13 protein-coding genes are annotated in these 16,353 nt (G+C 56.6%); 9 read left to right on the top strand and 4 right to left on the bottom strand.

Translation table 11 applies throughout. The annotated features are described in order from the left end of the window. The first annotated feature begins 13 nt into the window (after positions 1-13). The 3 genes from B7Y89_RS05565 to B7Y89_RS05555 all read left to right on the top strand — a co-directional run bounded on the left by B7Y89_RS05565 (position 14) and on the right by B7Y89_RS05555 (position 4,807). On the top strand, positions 14-2,128 hold the full coding sequence (locus tag B7Y89_RS05565; protein ID WP_292936560.1) for a phosphocholine-specific phospholipase C: 2,115 nt from the start codon (positions 14-16) through the stop codon (positions 2,126-2,128). A gap of 11 nt (positions 2,129-2,139) precedes the next feature. Further along, entirely contained in the window at positions 2,140-3,678 is a 1,539-nt protein-coding gene (locus B7Y89_RS05560; RefSeq protein WP_292936559.1) for an alkaline phosphatase D family protein, read from the top strand. Between the two features lie 172 nt (positions 3,679-3,850). Then, complete coding sequence (locus B7Y89_RS05555) at positions 3,851-4,807, top strand: stealth family protein (protein WP_292936557.1); 957 nt, start codon at positions 3,851-3,853, stop codon at positions 4,805-4,807. Between the two features lie 60 nt (positions 4,808-4,867). On the opposite strand, the gene B7Y89_RS05550 is transcribed toward B7Y89_RS05555, so the two are convergent. From B7Y89_RS05550 to B7Y89_RS05540, 3 genes are all read right to left on the bottom strand, one after another. Further along, entirely contained in the window at positions 4,868-5,257 is a 390-nt protein-coding gene (locus tag B7Y89_RS05550) for a response regulator (RefSeq protein ID WP_292936555.1), read from the bottom strand. 39 nt (positions 5,258-5,296) lie between these two features. Beyond that, on the bottom strand, positions 5,297-7,630 hold the full coding sequence (locus tag B7Y89_RS05545) for an ATP-binding protein (protein ID WP_292936553.1): 2,334 nt from the start codon (positions 7,628-7,630) through the stop codon (positions 5,297-5,299). A 216-nt stretch (positions 7,631-7,846) separates the two neighbouring features. After that, positions 7,847-10,801 carry a S8 family peptidase gene (locus tag B7Y89_RS05540; RefSeq protein WP_292936551.1) on the bottom strand — a complete coding sequence of 985 codons (2,955 nt, stop codon included), beginning with the start codon at positions 10,799-10,801 and terminating at the stop codon, positions 7,847-7,849. A 548-nt stretch (positions 10,802-11,349) separates the two neighbouring features. On the opposite strand from B7Y89_RS05540, the gene B7Y89_RS05535 reads away from it, so the two are divergent. The 6 genes from B7Y89_RS05535 to accC all read left to right on the top strand — a co-directional run bounded on the left by B7Y89_RS05535 (position 11,350) and on the right by accC (position 15,904). Further along, the gene (locus B7Y89_RS05535) at positions 11,350-12,435 is read left to right on the top strand and encodes an EAL domain-containing protein (RefSeq protein WP_292936549.1); all 1,086 of its coding nucleotides are present in this window, start codon (positions 11,350-11,352) and stop codon (positions 12,433-12,435) included. 139 nt (positions 12,436-12,574) lie between these two features. Further along, on the top strand, positions 12,575-12,988 hold the full coding sequence (locus B7Y89_RS05530; RefSeq protein WP_292936547.1) for a holin family protein: 414 nt from the start codon (positions 12,575-12,577) through the stop codon (positions 12,986-12,988). An 81-nt stretch (positions 12,989-13,069) separates the two neighbouring features. Then, positions 13,070-13,429, top strand: coding sequence for a hypothetical protein (locus B7Y89_RS05525; protein WP_292936545.1), 360 nt, complete (start codon positions 13,070-13,072; stop codon positions 13,427-13,429). Between the two features lie 77 nt (positions 13,430-13,506). Continuing rightward, complete coding sequence (aroQ, locus tag B7Y89_RS05520; RefSeq protein ID WP_292936544.1) at positions 13,507-13,974, top strand: type II 3-dehydroquinate dehydratase; 468 nt, start codon at positions 13,507-13,509, stop codon at positions 13,972-13,974. A 100-nt stretch (positions 13,975-14,074) separates the two neighbouring features. Continuing rightward, a complete protein-coding gene (accB, locus tag B7Y89_RS05515; protein WP_292936543.1) occupies positions 14,075-14,548 on the top strand; it encodes an acetyl-CoA carboxylase biotin carboxyl carrier protein in 474 nt (157 codons plus the stop codon). Between the two features lie 9 nt (positions 14,549-14,557). After that, positions 14,558-15,904: an acetyl-CoA carboxylase biotin carboxylase subunit gene (gene accC, locus B7Y89_RS05510; RefSeq protein WP_292936542.1), complete on the top strand. Its 1,347-nt coding sequence runs from the start codon at positions 14,558-14,560 to the stop codon at positions 15,902-15,904. Positions 15,905-15,965: 61 nt separating this feature from the next. On the opposite strand, the gene B7Y89_RS05505 is transcribed toward accC, so the two are convergent. After that, positions 15,966-16,193: a hypothetical protein gene (locus B7Y89_RS05505; RefSeq protein ID WP_292936540.1), complete on the bottom strand. Its 228-nt coding sequence runs from the start codon at positions 16,191-16,193 to the stop codon at positions 15,966-15,968. Positions 16,194-16,353 lie beyond the last annotated feature (160 nt).

Raw genomic sequence — 16,353 nt, 5'->3', positions numbered from 1 at the left:
CGGGAGACTGCCCATGTCCAACACCCGTCGTGACTTCCTCAAGACTGCTGCTGTAGCCGGCGCTGCAGGCAGCCTGCCTGCAAGCATTGGCCGGGCGCTAGCGGTTCCTGCCAACCGCCGCAGCGGCACAATCAAGGATGTGCGCCACATTGTCATCCTGATGCAGGAAAACCGCTCGTTCGATCATTACTTCGGCTCGCTTAAAGGCGTTCGCGGGTTTGGGGACCGACATCCTGTGCCGATGGAGGGCGACAAGCCGGTCTGGTTCCAACACAACGGCGCGCGCGTTCTGCCGCCATTCCATCTTGATACGCAGAGCACAAACGCACTGAAAGTGCCGGGCACGCCGCACAGCTTTGCAGATGCCCAAGCCGCCTGGAATCAGGGCAAATTCGGCCTTTGGCCCAAGTTCAAGACCGACTATTCGATGGGCTATTACCGCCGAGAGGACATTCCGTTCCAGTTCGCGCTGGCCGAAGCATTTACGATTTGCGATGCCTATCACTGCTCTGTCACCAGCGGTACTGATCCCAACCGCGTCGTGTTCTGGTCAGGCGCGGGGTTTGATCCCGAACTGTGCGCCAAAGGCATCAATTCGCAGGCTGACCGGTCAGAGCCCGATAATCTGCGCTGCTGGATCAAGGGCGCCCTACCCCAACCCGGCTATACTTACGCAGGCAATGCGCTGACGTGGAAGACTATCCCCGAAGTGCTCGAAGATGCTGGTGTTGATTGGCGCATTTATCAGGACCCGAACGACAACTGGACCGGCGCAATGCACGGCGGCCTTGCCTTTGAAGGCTTTCGCAACACCAAGCCGGGTGAGCCGCTTTATGAAAAGGGCATGAGCCACCATTCATTGGAACAATTGGCGCGCGATGTGCGTGAAGGCACGCTTCCCGCAGTGTCATGGGTGCTGCCACCGCGCCCATGGTCTGAACACCCTTCAGCCTCATCACCCATCGAAGGCGCAGAATTTACGGCCCGCGTTCTGGATGCACTGACGGCCAATCCCGATGTCTGGAGCAGCACGGTCTTCTTCCAGACGTTCGATGAGAACGATGGACTGTTCGATCACGTTCCGCCTGCCGCGCCGCCTTCATACAATGCCGATGGATCGCTTGCGGGCAAGGCCACTTTGCCGCTGGACGGCCATTATTTTGACGATCACGAAGATCGCCACACATCACGTGATGATGCGATCTCGGGCAAATTGCGCCCGTTTGGCCTCGGTCCGCGCGTACCGATGTATGTCGTGTCGCCGTGGAGCAAAGGTGGCTGGGTGAACAGCGAGGTGCTCGATCACACCTCGGTCGGTCAGTTCATCGAAAAACGCTTTGGCGTTACTATCCCCGGAATCAGCCCGTGGCACCGCGCGGTCTGTGGCGACATGACCTCGTGCTTCGATTTCTCGAAGAATGGCGATGCTGCCTTCCCTGACCTGCCTGATGTTGCCAATTCGGTCGCAACGATTGCCCGCCATCAAAAGCAGCCACGTCTGCTGCCACCACGCACCCCGCAAGGCCTGTTTCAGGAACCGGGCCTGCGTCGCTCACGCGCTCTGCCCTATGTTCTGGCAGTCGATGCAGCAGTTTCGGCCAATGGCGGAAACATTGAACTCACCTTCGTCAACGATGGTTCGGCAGGCGCTGTCTTCCATGTCTATGACCGGCTGAATTTGAACCGCATTCCGCGCCGTTATACAGTGGAACACGGTAAACGGATTTCCGATGCATGGGTAATCGAGGCAAGCGCAGGCTTTGACCTGTGGGTGCTTGGACCCAATGGCTTCTTGCGCCACTTTACCGGGAAACCAGCAACAGCCAATCTCGCACCGGTTTTGCAAATACGCCAAGCCGCACGGCGCTCGCAACTGGAAATCACGATTGGCAACACAGGGCTGGAAAGCTGTCAGATGACGCTGGGATCAGACGCTTACAGCATGGTCCCGGCACGACAAATCGCAGTTCCGGCAGGTGGCTCGGCACGGACGCTGTGGAGCGCCGAACGCAGCCAGGATTGGTATGACTTCACCTTGACTGCCAGCGGCATTTCCGTGCGCGCAGCCGGACGCATCGAGCGCGGCCTGCACGGGATCAGCGATCCGCTGATGCCAACCATCGCCTGAAAGGACTAACCATGCTTACACGTCGTCTGTTTATGGGAACCGCCGGTGCCGGCCTGCTGCTATCAGGATCGCTCGCGCGCGCGGCTGTAAAGACCAATCCCTTCACGCTTGGCGTGGCATCGGGTACGCCAAGGCCCGATAGCGTCATTCTGTGGACCCGCCTCGCGCCTGATCCCTTGCAAGGCGGCGGAATGCCGTTTGGGGACGTGACAGTTGGCTATCGCGTTTGGGAGGATGCCGAACGGCGCAAAGTCCTGCGCGAGGGCACTATAACTGCGCCGCAGGCAGATGCCCATTCCGTGCATCTGAAGCTTGAAGGCCTGCGTCCGGGCCGCGAATATTGGTACGCCTTCACCCTCGGTGATTTTGAAAGCCCGCTGGGCCGGACGCGCACATCCAGCCCTTCCAGCAACCAGGTCCGGCTCGCGCTGGCCAGTTGCCAATCCTGGCAGAGCGGATTTTATGCCGCCTATAACGACATGGCATCGTGGACGCCCGATTGCGTCATCCATGTTGGCGATTACATTTACGAAGGCGGCATAAGCACGCTGGGCAACCGCGCGGTTGAAAAGCCCGGCGAGACGCTGAATTTCCGCACGGTGCGCCAGCATAACAGTGCGGAAATCACAACGCTGTGGGACTATCGCAACCGCTATGCCTTATACAAAACGGACCCTGCATTGCAGGCGGCCCACGCCGCCGCGCCATGGCTGGTGACGATGGACGATCACGAAGTCGACAACAACTGGGCCGCAAACGTGCCGCAAGACCCGTGGGCGCAAACCCCGCTAGAATTCAAGGTCCGCAAGCTGGCCGCATTCAAAGCGTGGTATGAACACATGCCGGTTGAGAGGCCGCCACAAATTGATGGCATAGAGGCATCGCTGGACATGACCGGCATTTACCGTTTCGGCGCTGCACAAGTCCATCTGCTCGACACGCGCCAGTTCCGCGACGATCAGGTCTGTGGCAATGAGTTCCCCGGCCAACTGCCATGCGACAGCCACGCCGACCCGAAACGCAGCGTCCTTGGTGCCGCGCAAGAGCAATGGCTGGCCCAGTCTCTGCGGTCATCACAAGCCCGCTATAACGTGCTCGCCTCGCAAATGTGGCTGTCGCCTTATCGCTTTAACGATGCTCCGGCAGAACCAGCCGTAAACATGGATGCGTGGGATGGTTACCCCGCCGCTCGGCAACGCATGATCGATTTGCTTGGCGACGGAATCAGCAATCCCGTCGCGCTAAGTGGTGACTGGCATTGCGCGGCAGCTATGACACTCCACGCCTCGCCATTCGATGCCAAATCGAAACCGGTCGCGCACGAATTTGCAGGCACTTCGATCAGTTCGGATTGCGGATGGATGCACGAGATGGACACAATGCGGCCTGCCAACCCGCATGTTCAACACCTTAATACCCGCCAGCGCGGCTACTGCCGGTTTGAAGTCTCGGATAAAAGCTGGCTGACGACCTACAGGGTCGTTGAGAACGCATACGATGCCGGTTCACTGGTAAAGACCGACGCCGAAATGAAGTTGCACGATTTGTAGGTCCTTGCCGGCACCCTTTGCGCAACAGGGATCACTTGCGCAGGGGTGCCGGCCCTCGGATAGCTTTGCTTCCAGAAGCCTTGGGGAATATTGACTTGTGCGCCGCTGCGCGCCAATGGCCGCTTCGTCCTGTTCTATCGTGGCAGACCAAACAATCGCCCGGACGGGACAAATGCAGAATTATAGCGACGATCTGCGTATCGACGCCGTCATCACATGGGTTGACGGCCTTGATCCGCTACATTTGGCCAAACGCGGCCATTATCAGCCACAAGCAAAGCGCAACGCCAACGCCATCAATCCGCACCGTTGGGCCTGCAATAACGAGCTAAGTTACTGCCTGCGCTCGATTGCCAATCATGCGCCTTGGATCGGGCGGATTTGGATAATCACCGATGCGCAAACGCCCGACCTCTCGCAACTTCCGGACGAACTGGTCGCGCGCATCACAATCGTCGATCATCTCACCCTGTTCGCCGGCCATGAAAGCGCACTGCCAACGTTCAACTCGCTGGCCATAGAGACGCTGCTATGGCGCATCCCGGGATTGGCCGAACATTTCGTCTATTTCAACGATGATGTGTTTTTGACAGGGCCGCTGGCCCCCGGCGATGTCTTTCAGGGAGATGCGCCCGTGTTGCGCGGCGGTTGGGTGGATCAGCGCGCCATTGCTGCCGATCCTGCCAGCCGTGACGACCCTACGCTGCTTAACGCCCTCACCCAGATTAACGCAGCCTCGCTTGCCGGATTTCGACCGGACCGGCTGTTCCGGGCAGCGCACGTCGTCCACCCCTTGCGCCGATCAGTGATGGCCCAGCTTTTTGATCGGCACCGTGCCGCGTTCGTGACCAACATAGGCCATCGTTTCCGCTGCGTTTCGCAGTTCCTGCCACAAGGTTTGCACAATCATGCCTGCATTGCCTCGGGCAATGCGGTTCTTCATGCAAACGAAGATCATCTCCACCTACGCACCGGAGCTGTGCTTGATTACCCGCTGCCGCATGTACGGGCCTATCTTGCCCGCGCTCTCCAGCCCCAGTTCAAATTCCTGTGTATCAACGATCTGCCCCAAGTCGAAGCCGCAATCCCGGACACCCGGGATTGGATCGAACGCGCTATCGCAGCGTGACCATGGTGCAACTGTCTTTGGCGGTGGAATAGCGCGCCTTGTGCCGACCCTGAACCGGGATCAATCCAGCATCATGTCATCGTCTGCGGCGCCCACCACAGCGCGGCCAATGGCATCGATGAGCGCGTTCAACGCCACAGGCTTCATGATCACATCGTTGGCGCCGGCCGCATAGCAGCGATCTTTGAGATCAGGTGCAGTGTCGGCCGTCACCACGATGATCGGAATTTGGCTTTGCGTTTCGGCACAGCGCTGATGGGCAATGGCAGTCAGGCCATCCATGCCCGGCATCCGCAAATCCATCAGCACAAGATCATAGGTTTCTCTGGCCAACATCTGCAAGCCAGTTGGTGCGTCTTCGGCCTCTGCCATTTCGACGCCAATCACGCTGAGCATATCCTGCACGACTCGCCGGTTCAGGGCATCGTCTTCAACGAAGATCACGCGCATTCAATTGCATCCCTAAATGCACTGTTGGTTACAGCCATACTAAGCAACGTGTTGATGCAGGTTGTTATTATTGAAAGCCTTCTTCAACTCGGCGATCAATATCGCGGGCTTCAAAGGCTTCTGCAAGATAACGTCGGCGTTTACGAACTGGGCTGCAACCGTTTGCACCTCATTGTCAGGCGCTAGCAAGAGAAAAGTTATGGCCTGATGTGCCTTTGCACTAGCTAGCACGTTCGCCAGTTCCGCAGCGCAATCCTCGTCTTCCGGAAGTGCCGAAGTATCAATAATCATCAAACCCACATTGCCGAGCTTGAGCAATCCTTCGGCTTGTGCGAGCGTGCGTGCGCCAACTACGCCGTCGACGTGTGGCTCGATCACGGCCTTCACTTTGGCCTGACGCAGTTCGTTGGCATCCACCATCAGGGTAAGCCGCCCGGTCTCTGTGGCCCCAAGGTTGGTCGTCGCACCATCACCACCCTTGGCGACAGATGACGCTGCTTCTGCAACGCCTGCAACCGGCAGAACGATGCGGAAAGTTGATCCCGCACCTTGCTGGCTGGCCGCGCTGATTTCGCCGCCCAATGCCGTTATGATGTTACGGCAAATTGAAAGGCCAAGGCCGGTCCCGCCAAAATCGCGCGACATGCCATTGTTCACTTGATGGAATGGTTCAAAAATCAACTGTAGCTGGTCTTCAGGAATGCCAATGCCACTATCGCTGACCAGGATCTCAAGGTTCTGATCGTCGGTCGGCTTGGCAGTAAGCGCGATTTTGCCTTCGAGCGTGAACTTAATTGCGTTGGCCAGCAGGTTAAAGATCACCTGTCGCAAACGCCCGCCGTCCGTATAACTGACCGGCGGCACCGCAGAGGCGTCGAGCGTCAGTTCGATGCCCTTCAGTTGGGCTTCACCCTGCCACAAGTGGAAGCTTTCGGTCAGAATTTTGCCAACGTCACAGGCCTGCCGGTTCACGGTAATTTCACCGCCCTCCATCTTGGCAGTATCCAGCAAGTCATCGACCAGTGCCTGCATCGTCTGCCCTGCGCCCAGCACCAGACTGACCCGCTCACGCGTGCTCTTGTCGATGGTGTCGTCAGCAAGGATGATCTGCGTCATCCCCATGATACCGTTCAACGGTGTGCGGATTTCATGGCTCGTCATGGCCAGAAAATCGGTCTTGGCGCGCAGTGCGCTTTCCAGCCGCCCATTCACATCGGTTAGAACAATATTGGCATCGCGCACTTCATTGCGACTTTTCCGGATGGAAAGAAACGCCAAGCCTGTCACCACGATCAGGGCCAAAGCCGCAATCAACAGCCCGGTTGCAATTGTGCCCTTTTGCCGCGCGATTTCAAAATCGCGCTGCAACTGGCCTTGCTTCAGTTCGGCGATGCGGGTCTTTTGATTGGCCGAAGTAAATCGCGCCTCAAGCAGTTGCGAACTGGTTGATGTGATCAAATTGCGAACTTCACCGTCCAACCGCTGAAAAGCCTGGAGATGCCGCAAAGCCCGCTCTGGCTGGCCAAGCCGCGCATAGAAGTCCGCCGCAACCTTGTGCAGTTCGCGATAGGAAAGGTCGGTCTTTTCCAAATCCGTCCCTGCAAACAGCCTGTCCAACAATGCTGCGCCTTGCTGATCACGCCCCTGTTTGATGGCAATCATCGCCTGCACACCGTAAACAAATGGCAACCAATCGCGCGCTTCGGGGTTCCTGCCCAACCGCTCAGCCAAGGCCGCGTTTTGCGTGGCTTTGTTCAATTGGCCCATTTCAATCTGGACTTGCGCCAGGTTGCTCAGAACCCGCATTTCCAGCATCGGGCTTTCCAGCGCCCGTGTATTGGCCAATGCTGCAGCATACGCTTTTTCCGCATCTGCCCATCGGCGCAACGCTCGATATGCCTCGCCACGATTGTTATTCGCGCTCAGTGCAATGCCGGGGTCGTCGTTATAAATTTCCTGCGCTTGGTCGACATAGGACAGCATGCGCTCATAATCGCCCGCTTCCCAATAGATTTGCCCGATGTCCTGCAGCGCCATTGCTTCGGAACGCTTCTCGCCAGCTTTGCGAAAAATGCGATGCGCTTCAAGGTAACTGGTCAACGCTTCGGAAGCTTTGCCAACAATACCAGCCACCGCGCCTTGTGACCGCATCAGGTCGCCATGCAGCTTTGTTTCTGGCGCAGCGGATTTCACAAGGGCAAGCGCTTCACCAAGGCTTTGCTGCGCAGCATCCAGCCGGTTCAGGCCGATGTTCGCCTCGATCTTCAGCCACAATGCAGTAGCCCGCGCGACTTGTTGCCCTTTACCGGTAAACTTGTCCGTTTGGGTCAGCGCTTTTTCTGATTGCCGCAGCGCTGCGGCAGGGTCCGCCATCATGTCGGCTTTGGCAGCCGCAATCGCCCTGTCAAATACGCCCGTATCTGACGACGCAGCCCACGCGGACGTGGGCTGCGAACAAACATGCAAAAGGGCAATCAACACAATGTGGAGATAGTAGCGCATAGCAAGAGAGTAACCGTGATCGGTTAAAACTCAAATAAACACTGCGTTTTCACCTCTTCTCCGCAGGTCTTTTCGGCGCGTCCCTACTTAGAACCGTGTGCGAAATTGGCCGCCCACTGTCCAGCGAGCAATGTCGGAACGGACATTGCGGGTTTCCATGCTGCTGAACAGCGCCAGATTGGTCTTTCCATCCGCCATGGCCGCACCGTAATGTGCTTCGGCGCGGATGCGGCGGCGGGCGGGATCGGCAATGTCAAAACGCTGCGTGATCACCCCGCGTTCACCCGTTTCACGATTGACCACTCCGATTGAGCTGAATTCAACTTGTCCGGCTTCTACTTGTAGCGGCTGCGCCAAAGTGAAACGCAGATTGTCGTTTGATCCCAGCAGATTGGACTTTGCAAAGCCGACTTGCCAAGCCGTGCTGGTCATTTTGGCCAGACGGAAGCTGGCGCTGCGATCGGAACTGGTACGGGCGACTGTTGCCGATGCAAACAGCTGCAAGCTGTCACCAATCATCGTGTCCGATGAAAGCGTTGCGCTGCGCGATACCGTACCCTTGCCAAAGTCATCGGAAGACAGTGACCGCACACCCAGCATGGCGCGCGCTTCGTGCAATTGGGTCAGCGCAACCGAAACATTAGTGCGTTCGCCAAGCGACCGGTCAAACCGCACGTTCAGCGCAGTGGCTTCATAATCTCCAAGCAAACGCTGCTGGCTGATCAAATCCTCAGACAGCGGCGCATTACGGAAATCATTCTCGATGTCCCGCCGGTTGTTGGTCAAACCAAAGCTGATACGCAGGTTCGGTGCAACTTTGACCTTTGCCGACATATGGGCATCGCCCGATGCAAAGCCGAGCAGCGGATCATTACCGCCGGTAAGCGGATTGAAGTCTGAAGACAATTGCATCGCTCCGTTGCCGGCAATCGACAATGCACCATCACCAGAACCCACCGCAAACGACGCAAAACCATCAGGCGCGGCAACTTCAAGAGACGAGGAAAAGCCCGGCTGCAACCCGAAGCGTGTTTCGCGGGTCATGAAGCGGCCCTTCATGGCATAGCTCCATCCGTTGCCGCTCTGCCCGATGCCCGCTTTGGCATTGTCGGTCAGGCTGGCAAAACGCGGCTTGGTTGGCATCAGGCCATTGGCACCACCTTGGAAGCCAGCATTACCGCTAACCCAGGTCATGAACAGATCATACATATAGGACTGGAAGGCCCTGCCATTCACCGACTGGTCAAACAATCGGCTGGACAACGGGATCAAAAAGTCACGCTCGGCACTATCGATCTCTTCAAAGGCAGTGAAGTAAGCGTTGCTACCGGCCCAACTTGCCTGCACGCCTTTAGCCAACAACGCCTTGGCGTTTACTTCCTTGCCGTTCTTTTTATTGCCCGCCGCGCCGTCATAGGCGTAATACTTCAGCTTGTTGAAATCGAGCGCGGATTGTGCGGCCTCGATGTCCAGCAAGCCGTGTCCATAAACCGCATCGACTCCCGGCGCGCCCAAATCTTGCGCGCTTTCTAGGATAATCTTGGCTACGTCGCGCGGATGGTTCTTCAGCCACGGCCAGCGATCCTGGATCAGGGCAATTGCGCCTGAAACCAGCGGTGCCGCAAACGATGTGCCCGACATGCGGGTAACACCGCCCGCGCCATCAGAAACGAGCAGCATTTCACCCGGGGCTACAAGGAAACGGTTCATCAACAAGCCGCTTTCCTTGAGGTAGTCAGAGTTCGAAAACTTGTCACCGCCCGGCTTGAATACTGCGGTATTTTCGCATTTGGCCGATACTGTAATGCAGGCAGTCCCCGGAGTATTCGAAAACGCCGAAATGCGGCCGAGCGGATCGACCGATCCCACAATCAGGAAAGTGCTATCCAGTGCGCCGGACATATCGATGTTGCTGGTCTGGACCGATCCGTCATTGCCCGCCGCAATCACATAAATCGTCTTGTCCTTGAAGCTATCAATCGCCGACGTCTTGAATACATCGCGCCATTCAGATGGCAGCGTAAAGCCTTCAACACCCAGCGAAAGATTGATGACCGATGCCCCGCGTGAACCAACCGCAGAGATGCCGGCGCGCACATCGGCCCAGTTGGCGGTCATGCTGCTGTCGAACGGATTGTAGGCAGCAACTTTAGCGCGCGGGGCAATGCCCATGACGCCCTTGCCGTCGTGCGAAGCCACGATCAAGCTGCCAACCGCCGCGCCATGGGCATTGTTCACCCCGGTGTAGCCGCCCGAATAGACAACCTTGGACCGCACGTCCGCATCATTGGCCGCAAAGAAATCGACCAGCCCGATAACGGCATCGCTGCCACCGCCCTGAATCTGGGTGATTGCTGGCGTCCATCGCACCGCATTCATCCAGTGATCATAGCGGTCCATGCCCGAATAGTTCAGCACGGTGTCATACCAGTCGAGCAGGAATGCCTGGCGGTCAAACAACGCCCACCCAGCCAATGTTTCGGGCTGGTCCAACTGTACGTTCCACTTTGCCAGAAATGGCGTTTGAACAGCAGTTTTGAAATCACTGTTGGTGATTTGCTGAACTTGACCTTGCCATTCTTGGGCGGATTGCGAAATCATCCCGTTCAACAGCGATGTTACTTGCGTATAATCTTGCGTTTGTTCGGCAAGTGTCCAAGCGGCAGATATTTCGCTGCTCGATGGGACAAAGCTGTCGGTAAAGGCGCGAATGCGACCGATGCTTGGGTCGATTTCGCCCGCCACCGGGGCCAGGTCGCCCCAAAATGCGCGGATCAGGCCGCGATAGGGATCAATGTCACCTTCGAACGCGCGAATGCGCCCCATGGCAGGGTCGATCCCGCCCTCAAAAGCGCGGATGCGTCCGATGTACGGATCAAGATCACCTTCAAACGCCCGGATCAAGCCACGCAGCGGATCAACACTGCTGCTGTAAGAACCAACCGTGCCGCCCATCGCGATTACTGGTCGATCGTCAGTTTCATTCAGAACGGTATTGCTAACCGTTTCCGGTGCGTTTTGTGCAAAAGCAGTTTGCGGCAATATTAAAGCACTTCCGGCAAGAGCTAATGCGCTCCCCCCACTCAGCCATTTGCTTATAACAGTCATCTCGTCACCCCAGCAGAAAATTTCTACTTCCGTCATCTTGGATACGGGGAGCGTGTAAATTGCCACCTAAGGGTCACGCTTAATTTTCAGTAAATCACCAAGTTTTTTACGTTACGTGTTCGTCATTATTATAACAATCCAAAGATTATCAATAACGCCGTACCTCATTAATCCTCACCCTAAACAAAATTTACCGCATATTCAGACACTCAGGGCATTAAGCCTCTATGCAAGGCTTCGGTTCCTTACAATATGTGCTGGCTTCTGCCCTTGCAGGCGCAGCATTGCTTTGCTTATCGTTATCCCTGTACTGTCGAAGAAAATCTATAAATAACAGATGCGTAAAACCGGCACCACGGCTGCGCCACGCCTATTATCAACTTGACGTGCGGCAGCTTGAGCGAATCAGGACGCTGCTCGGCTTATCGGTAGCCAAAGCCGTTCTGGATCATTTGGCGGGACAGATTGAACGTGCCGTCACAATGCCGGCATCAGTCCTGGTTGGCGAAATGTCCTTGCAGATCGTAGTTTCGCACGATGAAGGTGCGCCAATGGAGCAAGCAATTGCTTCGATTTTGGCAGCATTACCGCAAACTGTATCTGTTGCTGGCGTAACATTGGCAATAACCGTTAAAGCGCGGCTATTGTTTGATACTGCGGTTGATACATATAGCGCGGCTGAACGCGCGCATTTGGCCAGCGGTTTTCTGCGCGCACATGACGGGGTTGAAGCTGGCCGCAACATTGCCTTGATCAAAGAATTCACAGAGGCATTGCACACAGGCGCGCTATCGCTGGCCTATCAGCCCAAGCTGGATGTCCGCAACAACACGATACCGTCAGTAGAAGCCTTGTTGCGATGGACGCGCGATGACGGGAGCGAAGCCAACATCGCTGAACTGATAACCCTGCTCGAAGATACAGGCAGTATTGCACCGCTTACCCTTTGGGCGCTTCAGCAGGCTGTTTTCGATACAACGATCATGCATCAATCCGGCTTTCCGATCCGGACATTTGTCAATGTTTCTGGCAGCTTGCTGTCATCGCCGGATTTTGCAGACGCAGTGATCGGCACTGTTCATGGCCATGCCGATAAAGTCGGCATTGAAATCACCGAAACTGCGGTTATCGCCGATCCTGATATGGCCCTGCGCAGCCTCGAAACCATTGCAGCAGCTGGAATTTTCATTGCCATTGATGACTTTGGCGCAGGCGTATGTTCGTTGGAATACCTGCAAAGGTTGCCCGCAAACGAACTGAAGATTGATCGCAACTTCATTGGCAGCTTGAGCACCAGTCATCGCAACCCTTTAATTGTTAAAGCTACAATAGACCTTGCACATGCATTGGAAATGAAAGTCACGGCCGAAGGCGTGGAAGATCGGCTCAGTTTGGCGTTGTTGCGGGTTATGGGCTGTGACATGGCGCAAGGATACTTGGTCGCACGTCCCATCGCTTTGGAAGAACTTCTCAAATTCCTTGAAAATAGCGCTTCGGCAACCAGTGGCAAATTGCTTGCACCTGCCGGAACCATCGTTGCCGACATGAAACGCCAAGCCACAGCCTAACCAGCGCTTGGACAGTCCGCGGCACGAAACTGCGCCGCTGAAAATACTCCACCGGCTTTGCCAATAGACAAACCATTTTCCTACACGAACCGATATGGTTATCTGATTGTGCGTCTCCAACAGGAAGGACGCCTATCCCATGTCATTTTTCGAAGCGCTGATCTCACCGGTCACCAAAATTCTTGATAAAGTCATTCCCGACAACGAAGCACGCGATCGTGCCAAGCTTGAACTGCTGAAGCTTGAAGGCTCACAAGAGCTTGAGCATTTGCGCACACGCATGTCCGCCATTGTCGCTGAAGCCAATTCCACCGATCCGTGGACAAGCCGCGCGCGTCCCGGTTTTCTTTATGTGATGTACGCCATGATCTTGTGGGCCTTGCCCATGGGGATCATCGCAGCCTTCCGGCCAGAGGCCGCCCAATCCATCGCCAGCGGCATCAATGCTTATCTTAACGGTTTGCCCGAACCACTTTATGCGTTGTTTGGCACGGGCTACCTTGGCTACACTGCAGCCCGCCAATGGGGCAAAGTCAAAGGCTCGGATCGCTAAATATTCGGCAGAGTGTGGTTAGCTTCTGGTAACCTTGGACTGGTATTGCCTGAGAAGCACAAGTTCAGGCCGTAAAACACCATGCAAAACCGCATCAAAACCACCTCTGCCACATTTCCCGGGTTGCCCGCCCTGTTGCCCACCCTGTTGCCTGCCTTGTTGCTGGCAGGGTGCGGCAACAACCCGTCACCTGATGCCGATTTCGAATCCCGCCTGGCTGCGGTCGAGAAAAAAGCCGAACAGGCCGAGATCCGTTCGAAAGAAGCGTTGACCATGGCCGCGTCTGGCAGTTCATCCTCTAGCGGCGGCGCTGCTCAACCTGAAGAATTTCCCGAAGAAATCATGCCGGAAGAAGATCCCTACAACGGCAATACGGTGCCGGGCCAGACGATGATCGGTCCACCGCCGCAAAACATGCAGGCACCTCCCATACAACAATGATCCCTATGACAACGGCTTGATTGTCCAAGATCACAGGCTATCACCGCGGGCAATAACCACCTTTTCGGGGATTTGCCATGACCGAGCCTGCCCAGCCCGATACTTCCGGGGCCAGCACCACCGTATTCGTGCTTAACGGTCCCAACCTCAACATGCTAGGCATGCGCGAGCCGCAAATCTACGGCTCCGATACGCTCGACGACATCGCGGGAATGCTCGAAGACCGCGCCCTCGAACTCGGTTTGGAGGTCGATGTCCGCCAATCAAATCACGAGGGCCACCTTGTTGACTGGCTTCACGAAGCGCACGCCACCGGCGTGAAAGCGGTCCTGCTGAACGCAGGCGCATATACGCATACATCGGTAGCAATCCATGATGCGATCAAATCGATTACCGTGCCCGTGATCGAGGTCCATCTGTCGAACCCTCACAAACGCGAAGAATTTCGCCACAGATCCTTCGTCGGCATGGCGGCCAAGGGCACCATCGCGGGCTTTGGTGCCAACAGCTATGTTGTCGCATTGGACGCCGTTTCCCGGCTCTAGGAAGCAGCTTTTCCACGCTCTGGCCACACAACCCCTTGCCAGCAACACAGCATGCGGGCATGGCGCGAGGCCTGTAATAATACCCGCGAGGAACAACAAAATGGGGCACGACCGCGGCGAAAAGGCCGAAAACATGGCAATCGACGGCAAGCTGGTGCGCGAACTGGCTGAACTTCTTGCCGAAACCGGATTGTCCGAAATCGAAGTTGAAGACGGTGACCGCAAAATCCGCGTCGCACGGCAATTGACCGCAGCGCCCGTTCAGCAATACGCAGCGCCTGCTCTTGCCGCCGCGCCCGTTGCAGCAGCTCCGGTTCCTGCTGCTGCGCCAGCAGTGGATGCAAACGCCGTAAAGTCACCAATGGTCGGCACTTGCTACCTTGCGGGCGAACCGGGTGTACCCAACTTTGTCTCGGTTGGCCAAGCCGTCAAGGCTGGCGACACCCTGCTGATCATCGAAGCGATGAAGGTTATGAACCCCATCGTTGCCCCCAACGCAGGCACCGTCACCGCAATTCTGGTAGAAAACGCGCAGCCGGTCGAATTTGACCAGCCCCTCGTTGTGATTGCGTAAGGGCCGCACATGGCCATCAAACGCATTCTGATCGCCAATCGCGGCGAAATTGCGCTGCGCATCCATCGCGCCGCACACGAAATGGGCATTGAAACAGTCGCGGTACACTCCACCGCAGATGCCGATGCGATGCATGTCCGGCTTGCCGATCATGCCGTCTGCATCGGCCCGCCAGCGGCCAAAGACAGCTATCTCAATGTCGCAGCCATCATTTCAGCGGCGGAAATCACCCACGCTGATGCGATCCATCCGGGCTATGGCTTCCTTTCGGAAAACGCCAAGTTCGCCGAAATCGTCGAAGCGCATGATATCATCTGGATCGGGCCAAAGCCTGAACATATCCGCACGATGGGCGATAAAGTTGAAGCCAAGCGCACCGCGGGCGCGCTCGGCCTGCCCCTCGTTCCGGGTTCTGACGGCGCGGTTTCGGAAATCGAAGAAGCCAAGCGGATTGCAGCAGACGTAGGCTATCCGGTCATCATCAAGGCCGCATCTGGTGGCGGCGGGCGCGGCATGAAAGTGTGCAACGGCCCCGATGATCTTGAAACACTGATGCAGCAAGCCGGAACCGAGGCCAAGGCCGCATTCGGCGATGCCACCGTCTACATTGAAAAGTACCTCGGCAATCCGCGCCACATCGAATTCCAGATTTTCGGTGATGGTAACGGCAACGCAATCCACCTTGGTGAACGCGATTGCTCTTTGCAGCGCCGCCACCAGAAAGTGCTCGAAGAAGCGCCATCGCCGGTCATTTCGGCAGAGGAACGTGACCGGATGGGCGGCATTGTCGCCAGCGCGATGGCCGATATGGGCTATCGCGGTGCGGGCACCATCGAGTTTCTATGGGAAAACGGTGAGTTTTACTTCATCGAGATGAATACGCGCCTGCAAGTTGAGCATCCTGTCACGGAAGCCATCACCGGCGTTGATCTTGTCCGCGAACAAATCCGCATTGCCGATGGCAAAGCGCTTTCGGTCAAGCAGGACGAGATCGAGTTCAAAGGCCACGCCATTGAATGCCGCATCAATGCTGAAGACCCGTTCACCTTTGCCCCGTCGCCGGGCTTGGTGAAGGGGTATCACGCGGCAGGCGGCATGCACGTCCGCGTCGATTCAGGCCTCTATGCCGGGTACAAAATCCCGCCATACTATGATTCGATGATCGCCAAGCTGATTGTCTATGGCCGAACCCGCGAAGGCTGCATCATGCGGCTAAAGCGCGCTTTGCAGGAAATGGTCATCGAAGGCCCCAAAACCTCGATCCCGCTGCATCAGCGGCTGCTGAACCAGCCTGATTTCCTCAGCGGTGATTACACCATCAAATGGCTAGAAGAGTGGCTGGCCAAGGACGCATAACCGCCCACCACCATCACATCAAAAAGGCCCCCGCTTCAAACGGGGGCCTTTTTTGTATCGCTTATTCTGATCGGCCAGCATCGGGCAAGCGTGCCCGGATTGCGCGCCAAGGCGGATCGGCGCGATCATTGCGCACCATGATCGCCTCCACTTCTTCAAACTCTTCCAGTTCGAGCGCTTCTGTGACGCTCAAGGGAAAATAGACGTTCTCGTCATTATCCACTCGTACCGCAATCGCGCCACGCCCCTCTTCGCTGCGCGTCACAATGCACACTGCTTTCACTGCCATATCTGATACCTTTAGGACTAATAAACTTCGTAGAAACCCGCGCACGACGGGCTGTTTAGTCGTAAGCGCCGCCGGAACCCGGCCTTGCGCAGGATTGGGATGGCGTAGATTTCGCGGGGCAAATGGAGGCCTTGCGAGTGGATATCGAGCAGTCAAACGA

It is taken from the genome of Novosphingobium sp. 32-60-15 (genome assembly GCF_002280675.1).
In the GTDB taxonomy this organism is placed as follows: Bacteria; Pseudomonadota; Alphaproteobacteria; order Sphingomonadales; family Sphingomonadaceae; genus Novosphingobium.
This window is presented reverse-complemented; position numbering and strand designations above follow the sequence as displayed.